Genomic DNA, 8,505 nt, shown 5'->3' with positions numbered 1-8,505 from the left:
GAGGTTTGCCCATCAAGGGTGGTACAAAGATAACAAGACTGCTTGCGTCCACTATGTGGTTCCCAACCAACAAACCCGTTGCGTGAGGAACAAAAACACAACAACACCACAGTTGTAACCACAGATTTCCCACCACCACGCCCAGGCGCGGAACGGTGCGGACACAAAGTTACGGCGGTCATAGCGTGGGGGAAACGCCCGGTCCCATTCCGAACCCGGAAGCTAAGACCCACAGCGCCGATGGTACTGCACCCGGGAGGGTGTGGGAGAGTAGGTCACCGCCGGAACATCATTAAACGGTCGAGGACCCCCAACCACGTTGGGGGTCCTCCCGCATTTAACACCCCACCCAAAAACACCCCCACCGGAAACCCCACCCACCCACACCGGGAACATTGGTGCCCGCAGGCCGGCCGGCAGGGGTCCGAGGGTAGAGTTGGTGCCCATGGATAACCTCTTCAGCCACGCCGCCGCGGACGCCACCGGGACCGCGGAGCAGGAAACGTCAGGCGGCTTCGATCCCGTCGTCTTTACCGTTATTGTCCCCGGCGCAGTCGCCCGAGCCTTTGTTGGTTTCACCGAGCACACGCACCTTTGGTGGCCGCTGGAAAACCACGGCGTATTTGGCGCTGGCTCCTATGTGGAGTTTGAGGAGAACCTCATCCTGGAGACCGCTGACGACGGCAGGACGGCCGTCTGGGGTTCCATCGATGACTGGCAGCCACCCATGTCCTTCCACGCCAGCTGGCACCCCGGGTCATCGGCGGTTTGGTCAACGGAACTGCGAGTCGCGTTCCGGGCAGTGGAAGACGGAACGGAGGTTCGGCTCGTGCACGGCGGCTGGGAAGGAGCCGAGGACCCGGCCGCAACACGCTTGGATTGTGCAGCTGGTTGGCCTGAAGTCCTGGACCGGTTTGTGCGCTTTATGGGTGGCGCCGACGCTTGAGTAGCCGGGTTGCCTGACCCAACCGCTTGGTCATGGGCGACGTAGCCGGGCGGAACGCGGCAGCCGGGCCGAGGACCGTGTGCTAACGCTGTGGCTCCGTGTTGCCGGGCGGGACGGCGGTGCTTGAACGGATCAGGAGTTTCGTCGGATACTCGGTATCGGCTGCCCCCGCCGCCCCGGCTGCCCCCGCCGCGCCGGCGCCCCCGGCGCCGTCGAGCCCTTCCAGCAGGAGCCCGACCGCCAGTGCACCTTGGCCGCGCGCATCCTGGTCGATCGTCGTGAGCCCAAAGACCTCACCGAGTTCGTGGCCGTCAATGCCGATCACCGAGATGTCGTGTGGCACACTCAGGCCGAAGTCGCGGGCGGCAAGAATCGTGCCGATCGCCATTTCGTCGGACGCCGCGAATACCGCTGTCGGCCGGTCCGCCGATCCCCCAAGCAACTGCCGGGCGGTGGTATAGCCTCCCTGAATCGTGAAGTCGGCGGAGACCTGCCACTCCGGCCGGATCGCCAGGCCCGCGTCCGTCATGGCCTTCTGGAAGCCGGCTTGGCGGGTGCCCGGCAAGCGGAAGTCCCGCTCGTAGGCGGAGCCGCCGGTCAGATGGGCGATCTTGGTGTGGCCGAGCTGGATCAGGTGGCGCGTTGCGGCCTGGGCAATCCCGGCGTCGTCGATCCGGATGGTCGAGGTCCCGGGCAGCGGTCCACCGATCCCGACAATGGGCCGGTGGATCGCGAGGAGCTGCTGGATTTCGGCCGCGCTGAGTTTCAGGGAGACCGCGATCACCGCATCCACCCGCTTGCGGAGCAGAAAGTCGTTCAGCACGCTCTGCCGGCGCTCCTGCCCCACACTGACGTTGTACAGCGTGAGATCGTACCCGGCGTCGAGTAGGGCCGCAGAGACGCCTTCCAACACCGCGGAAAAGTACCAGCGGTGCACAAACGGAACCACAACGCCGACGTTGTGGTTCCGCCCGGAGGCGAGGCTGGATGCGTGGTACGAGGGAACGAAACCGAGTTCGGCCGCGGCAGTCCGGGCGAGTTCACGGCTGCGGGCCGAGACATTGCCTTTGCCGTTCAAGGCCCGCGAAACGGTGGCGATGGAGAGGCCAGCGCGCTCTGCGACGGCCTTGATACCGGGCATTTTTAGCTCTCCGCGTCCTCGAGGTTGATTTCCAGCCAAACGGCTTCCCCTGGGCTTAACCGATGCCCGGAGTCAGGCAGTTCAGCTGACTCCAAGCCGTCCCCCGCTTCGCGCTGGCCGCTGCGGATCAGCACCCGGCCGGCAGGCAGCTCAACCGATTCCCGCCCGGCGTTGAGCAGCACCAGGGTGGTGCCATTCACGTAGGCCAGGCAGGTGTCGGTACACCAGGCCTCTGCCCAGGCGAGCGAACCCCGTCCGAGCCCCAGTGCGCGGCGTTCGGCCAGCATACGCCGGTAGAGGTTCAGGTGCGAGGCCGGGGAGGCGGCTTGCGCATCTCGCGCCAGTCCCGCGAAGCTCTCGGGCTGCGGAAGCCAGGGGGCTGCTCCGTCGCCGAAGCCGGCGTGAGGCTCTGCGGTCCGCCACGGCAGCGGCACCCGGCAGCCATCCCGTCCCAGCCTTTCGCCGCCGGTGCGGGCAAACGTAGGGTCCTGCCGCTGGTTGTCCGGGATGTTGATCCCGTCCGGCAGGCCGAGCTCTTCGCCTTGGTAGAGGTAGGCGCCGCCCGGCAGCCCGAGCATAAACATAGAGGCTGCCGCGGCCCGGGAACGGCCCAGGACCTCGTCCGGCTGCGGATCAAAGCTGCCGATCCCGTCGCCGTCGCGGGGCGCATGGCCGTCGTAGCCGAAGCGGGTGGCGTGCCGGACCACATCGTGGTTGGAGAGTACCCAGGTGCTGGGAGCGCCGACAGAGTCCAGCGCGGTCAGGGACTCGGTAATGATGCCGCGCATGCGGTGGACGTCCAGGCCGGCGTGCAGATACGGGAAATTGAATGCCTGGTGCATCTCGTCCGGCCGGACCCAGTCGGCCAGCCGCGGCAGCGGGTCCACGTTCGCTTCGGCGCAGAGGATGCGATCCGGTCCGTATTCGGACAGGATCTGCCGCCATCTGCGGTAGATGTTGTGGAGGGCTGGCTGGCCGAACATCGGGGCATCGTGTCCGGGATAGCCGTCGCAGCTGTTGCCGTCGGCGCGGCCGCCCCATTCCGGCAGGCCCGGTGCTTTCACCAGGGCATGGGCAACGTCAACCCGGAAGCCGGCCACTCCGCGGTCCAGCCAGAAGCGCAGCACACGTTCGAATTCCTCATGCACGGCGTCATTGTCCCAGTTGAAGTCCGGCTGGGAGGTATCGAACAAGTGCAGGTACCACTGCCCCGGGGTGCCGTCCGGTTCCGTGATCCGGCTCCAGGCGGGCCCGCCGAAGTGGGACTGCCAGTTGTTCGGCGGTTCTTCGCCGAATGTTCCGAGGCCGTCACGGAAGATGAAATGGTCCCGTTCCGGGCTGCCGGCGGAGGCTGCCAGGGCGGCCTGGAAGGCAACGTGCTGGTCTGAGCAGTGGTTGGGCACCAGATCGACGATCATTCGCAGGCCAAGCCGCGTCGCCTCTGCCATCATGGCATTGAAGTCAGCCAGCGTGCCGAAAAGGGGATCAACGTCGCAGTAGTCACTGACGTCGTAACCGGCATCACGCTGTGGGGAGCGGTAAAACGGCGAAAGCCAAACGGCGTCGATGTCCAGATCAGCCAACTTGGGAAGTTCCGCGGTAATCCCGGCGAGGTCGCCGATGCCATCGCCGTTCAGGTCCCGGAAGGATCGCGGGTACACCTGGTAGATGACGGCCGAGCGCCACCATCCGGGGACAAGATCTTCGGGGTGTACCGGCGTCAAAGGGCCGGTCAGGGTCCCGGCCAGTTCGGCGGGGGCTGCGAGTGCTGAATCAACGGACATGCCGGTAATAGTAGGGGCGGCACGGGCGAAATGAAAACGCTTCCAGCCGGAAGCCGGGCGGTCTCTGCTGCGGTTGCGGGAGGGCGCACTAGCTCGATATACCCCTCAGGGCGCTGAACTGCGGTTTTGCGCTCTGGGTGGGATCTTTCTGACTCGGTCGTCGCCGACCCGGTACCCGCCGGTATTGTGACGTTCCTTAGTCACAGAACGACGAAGTGTGGAAGCGCTTGCAGATCAATGGTGGGTGGAGACGACCCGGCGGAACTTTGGCCAGTGCGCTCCGGCCCCCGGGGTCGCCTGAACCCGCGGCTTAGACTGAAGGCTGGAATCGACGAACTGGAGACCGCATGAGCATCATTGACGAGCTCACTTCTGCCTTGGGCGCCAAAGTGGCCCTGGATGACACCACGTTGGCCGGCTATGCAGTGGATCAGGGACCCGTGCTGGAATATCAGCTGCCGCTGGCCGTCGTTCGAGCCGAATCCGTCGAAGACGTTCAGGACGCCGTCCGGGCTTGCGCCGCCCTCGGCATCCCGCTCGTGGCCCGCGGCGCAGGGACCGGTGTTTCCGGCGGTGCGCACGCCACCAAGGGCTGCGTCGTGCTCAGCCTGGAAAAAATGAACCGCATCCTGGACCTTAATCCCGACGACGAGACGGCCGTCGTCGAACCCGGGGTCATCAACGCAGACCTCAACACCGCGGCAGCAGTCCACGGGCTGATGTACGCGCCGGACCCTGCCAGCTTCAAAATGTCGACAATCGGCGGCAACGTCGCCACAAACGCCGGCGGGCTGCGCTGCGCCAAATACGGGGTCACGCGTGACTCCGTGCTCGCGCTCGACGTTGTGCTGGCGGACGGCTCGCTCATCCACACCGGCCATCAGACGTTCAAGGGCGTCGCCGGCTACGACCTGACCGGGCTGTTTGTCGGCTCGGAGGGGACGCTGGGAATTGTTGTTGGCATCACCGTCCGGCTCAAGTACCTCCCGCTGGACGTGCACACGATCGCCGCCTTCTATCCGGACTTCCGCAGCGCCGCTGCGGGTGTCCTCGCCGTGGGTAAGGCACGCATCCAGCCGGCCATTATGGAGCTGCTGGACAGCGGAACCCTGGCCCAGCTCGATGCGGTCCACGGCTCGGACCTTTCCTCCCGGGGCCGGTCCCTGCTGCTGATCCAGACCGACGGGTTCGGCGCAACGGCGGAAGCTGCCGCCATCCGGCCGGTTCTCGCTTCCGGAGGTGCCATCGTGACGATGGAAGCCAGCGCCGAGGCGGAGCAGCTGGTGGACTTGCGGCGCAACAGCCGCGGAGTGGAGGTCGACGACGAATACCGCGTGGGTGAGGACGTCGCCGTCCCGCGCTCAAGGCTGGTTGACTACGTGGAAGCCCTGGAATCCATGGCGGTGGCACACCGGGTCAAGCTGAAGGTGGTGGCGCACGCCGGCGACGGCAACCTGCACCCCACCTTCTGGGTGGAGCGGGCGGAGGGGGCCGTGAACGCCGACGCCATGAAGCGGCTCGGAGCGGCCCTGGATGAATCCATCACGGTGGCACTTGCCATCGGCGGCACCATTACCGGTGAACACGGGATCGGCCAGTACAAGCGGCGTTGGCTGGGCCTGGAACAGAAGGAGCCCGTCCGTGAACTGCAACGCAGGATCAAGGAGCTGTTCGACCCGGCCGGCATCCTGAACCCGGGCAAGGCAATTTAGCACATACGTGCCACAAGGCGTACCGCCCAACTAACTAGCAGCTAAGGCCGTTTTGAGCGCTGAAAACGACGTTTACTGCAAGCTAGTTGGGTGTGGGACGGCGGGTGTTAGTCCTCGGAATCGTCGGCGCCGTAGCGGGATTCCTCCGTTTCGATCTCCAGTATCTTGAGCAGCTCCGTGTCCGGGTTTAGCATAATGGCCGCTTCGTCCCGGCGGTGCCGGAGTTCGGACTCAATGTAGGACTGCACGGCTTCAGCCAGCGGGATGTACCGGTTCTCCTTCTCCGACATGTACCAGCGGTGCTCCAGGATCTCGTGCACTGCCTCGGCCGGCTCCAGCTTCCCGGACAGGTCCCGGGGGATGGAGCGGACAATAGGTTCGAAGATCTGGCTGACCCACAGGTGCGCGCTGTATTCCTCGTCCATTCCGGGATTGTTGTCGGCGCGGAAGGAATCCATGTCGTTCAGGAGCCGCCGGGCCTGGTTTTCCTGGGCGTCCAGGCCGGTCAAGCGCAGCAGCCGGCGCTGGTGGTGTCCGGCGTCGACCACCTTGGGCTGGAGCTGGATGGTGGAACCGTTCTGTGTCGTTTTGATCGCATATTCTTCGACGTCGAACCCCAGCTCGTTGAGCTTACGGATGCGGGCAGCTACCCGCCAGCGTTCGCCGATTTCGAACGATTCCTTCTCGGTCAGTTCGGTCCAAAGGCGCCGGTAGCTGTCCATGATGAGCTCGCTCGTGGCCACCGGGTCCACCTTCTCCTCGATGAGGCCGCCGTCGAGCAGATCCATCAGCTCACCGGCGATGTTGACCCTGGCAATCTCCAGATCGTATTCGCGCTGGCCGGTGGACAGATCCGGATACAGCTCGCCGGTCTCAGCGTCCACCAGGTAGGCGGCGAACGCGCCGGCATCGCGGCGGAAGAGTGTGTTCGAGAGCGAGACATCGCCCCAATAAAACCCGATCAGGTGCAGCCGGACCAGCAGCAACGCCTGGGCGTCGATGAGGCGGGTGAGTGTGTCCTTGCGGAGCATCTGTGAGAAGAGGGCGCGGTACGGCATGGAGAACTTCAGGTGCCGGGTGACCAGCACCGGGTTCAGCGGCCGGCCCTCGGGAGTGGTGCGGCCGGTGATAACGGCGACTGGTTCCACACAGGGGACGTCCAGCCGGGCGAGCTTGCGGAGCATGTGGTACTCGTGGCGGGCCACGTGCTCCGACGTTTCCTTGATGGCGATCACAGACCCGCCAAGGTGGGCGAAGCGGACAATATGGCGGGAAATGCCGCGGGGGAGCGCGGCGAGGTATTCGGCCGGCCAATCCTCCAGCGCGATGTGCCATGGCAGGTCCAGTAGCTCCGGTTCGGTGGCCGCGGCGGTGATGCTCAGCGAACTTGAGGCCACGGCGCCCTTGCTGTCATTGGCGCTGGCGGCTTCAAACCGGGGCAGCTTGCCGACCTGCCCGTAATCGGTAGGTTCGTTGTGCCACTGGGCACCGTTTTCCTCGGTGCTTCGGTATTCCTCGGTCATAACCCAATTCTTCCGTACTGAGGGCGCCTACCCTAACGAAGGGGCGTAGCTGCTAGGTTAACGCCCGACGGCGGCCCTCCAGTAGGGAGGACCGCCGTCGGACATGCGGTGCCGGTGGGTGGGCCCACGCCGGCAGGGTTCCCTGGCCGAAGCGAAGCGAGGCTAGGGTACCGGTGGGTGGGCCCACGCCGGCAGGGTTCCCTGGCCGAAGCGAAGCGAGGCTAGGGTACCGGTGGGGACTAGTCGCCCAGGCGCAGGCCCGTCTTGGTGTCGAACAGGTGCACATGGCCGGACTGCGGACGGACGTAGATGGTTTCGCCCTTCATCGGCGGGCGGCGGCCGTCGACGCGGGCCACCATGTCGTAGCTCTGACCGTCGAGCTTTGCGTGGCCGTAGACGTAGGCGTCGGCTCCGAGCTCTTCGACGACGTCGACCTCAACCTGCAGGCCCTCGCCGGCGGCGACGGTTTCGAGGTCTTCCGGACGGCTGCCGAGGGTCACGGTCTTGCCGTGGGCTCCTTCGAGGACGTCGCGCGGTACCGGGTACACGGTGCCGCCGAACTGCACGCCGCCGTCGACCACGGGAAGCTCGAGCAGGTTCATTGCGGGAGAGCCGATAAAGCCGGCCACAAAAACGTTCTTCGGCTTGTCGTAGAGGTTGCGCGGGGTGTCGACCTGCATCAGCAGGCCGTCCTTCAAGACGGCAACGCGGTCGCCCATGGTCATGGCCTCGACCTGGTCGTGGGTCACATAGACCGTGGTGACACCCAGCCGGCGGGTCAGGGACGCGATCTGCGTGCGGGTTTGGACCCGGAGCTTGGCGTCAAGGTTGGACAGCGGCTCGTCCATAAGGAACACCTGCGGGTTGCGGACGATTGCACGACCCATGGCAACACGCTGGCGCTGGCCACCGGAGAGTGCCTTCGGCTTGCGGTCCAGGTACGGCTCGAGATCCAGCAGCTTGGCAGCTTCACGGACGCGTTCGGCACGCTCTTCCTTGCTGACGCCGGCGATCTTCAGCGCGAAGCCCATGTTGTCCGCGACCGTCATGTGCGGGTACAGGGCGTAGTTCTGGAAGACCATGGCGATGTCGCGGTCCTTCGGGGGAACGTCGGTGACATCGCGGTCACCAATCAGGATCCGGCCGGCGTTGACGTCCTCGAGACCTGCGAGCATCCGCAGGGAGGTCGACTTGCCACAGCCGGAGGGTCCAACGAGGACCAGGAATTCGCCATCGGCGATTTCAATGTTGAGCTTGTCAACTGCGGGCTTGTCCGTGCCCGGGTACACACGTGTTGCGTTGTCAAAAGTAACTGTAGCCACAGTTATCAATCCCTTCACCGGCAGGTACGTGCCGGACGATCCGTAGTGAATGGTCTTATTTTTCAGTTATGTATTCA

The 8,505-nt window shown here is 65.1% G+C and carries 6 protein-coding genes and 1 rRNA gene; 3 read left to right on the top strand and 4 right to left on the bottom strand.

What is annotated here, in order from left to right:
* Positions 1-170: 170 nt before the first annotated feature.
* Positions 171-287 (top strand): 5S ribosomal RNA (gene rrf, locus ABIB49_RS08690).
* Between the two features lie 158 nt (positions 288-445).
* Positions 446-946, top strand: coding sequence for an SRPBCC domain-containing protein (locus ABIB49_RS08685; protein ID WP_282360646.1), 501 nt, complete (start codon positions 446-448; stop codon positions 944-946).
* 82 nt (positions 947-1,028) lie between these two features.
* Here the strand turns inward: ABIB49_RS08685 and ABIB49_RS08680 are convergent, their stop codons facing one another.
* Together ABIB49_RS08680 and ABIB49_RS08675 are read right to left on the bottom strand one after the other, a co-directional pair.
* Positions 1,029-2,087 (bottom strand): LacI family DNA-binding transcriptional regulator, encoded by a 1,059-nt coding sequence (locus ABIB49_RS08680; protein ID WP_354156939.1) that lies wholly within the window; start codon positions 2,085-2,087, stop codon positions 1,029-1,031.
* Positions 2,088-2,089: 2 nt separating this feature from the next.
* The gene (locus ABIB49_RS08675) at positions 2,090-3,871 is read right to left on the bottom strand and encodes a glycoside hydrolase family 13 protein (protein WP_354156938.1); all 1,782 of its coding nucleotides are present in this window, start codon (positions 3,869-3,871) and stop codon (positions 2,090-2,092) included.
* A gap of 347 nt (positions 3,872-4,218) precedes the next feature.
* Here ABIB49_RS08675 and ABIB49_RS08670 point away from each other — a divergent pair, with 347 nt between their 5' ends.
* Entirely contained in the window at positions 4,219-5,583 is a 1,365-nt protein-coding gene (locus ABIB49_RS08670) for an FAD-binding oxidoreductase (protein ID WP_226776317.1), read from the top strand.
* Between the two features lie 107 nt (positions 5,584-5,690).
* On the opposite strand, the gene ABIB49_RS08665 is transcribed toward ABIB49_RS08670, so the two are convergent.
* Positions 5,691-7,106, bottom strand: a complete 1,416-nt coding sequence (locus tag ABIB49_RS08665) for a DUF4032 domain-containing protein (protein ID WP_226776318.1) — start codon at positions 7,104-7,106, stop codon at positions 5,691-5,693.
* Between the two features lie 239 nt (positions 7,107-7,345).
* Positions 7,346-8,428, bottom strand: a complete 1,083-nt coding sequence (locus ABIB49_RS08660; protein WP_282468079.1) for an ABC transporter ATP-binding protein — start codon at positions 8,426-8,428, stop codon at positions 7,346-7,348.
* Positions 8,429-8,505 lie beyond the last annotated feature (77 nt).

It is taken from the genome of Arthrobacter sp. UYCu512, from assembly GCF_040547075.1.
Lineage (GTDB): Bacteria > Actinomycetota > Actinomycetes > Actinomycetales > Micrococcaceae > Arthrobacter.
The sequence above is the reverse complement of the archived record's forward strand: the minus strand, read 5'-3'. Positions and strand labels throughout refer to the sequence as shown.

Bases quoted from the DNA above. Each gene is read 5' to 3' on its own strand.
- ABIB49_RS08685 (WP_282360646.1), top strand. From the start codon at position 446: ATGGATAACCTCTTCAGCCACGCCGCCGCGGACGCCACCGGGACCGCG.
- ABIB49_RS08680 (WP_354156939.1), bottom strand. From the start codon at position 2,087: ATGCCCGGTATCAAGGCCGTCGCAGAGCGCGCTGGCCTCTCCATCGCC.
- ABIB49_RS08675 (WP_354156938.1), bottom strand. From the start codon at position 3,871: ATGTCCGTTGATTCAGCACTCGCAGCCCCCGCCGAACTGGCCGGGACC.
- ABIB49_RS08670 (WP_226776317.1), top strand. From the start codon at position 4,219: ATGAGCATCATTGACGAGCTCACTTCTGCCTTGGGCGCCAAAGTGGCC.
- ABIB49_RS08665 (WP_226776318.1), bottom strand. From the start codon at position 7,106: ATGACCGAGGAATACCGAAGCACCGAGGAAAACGGTGCCCAGTGGCAC.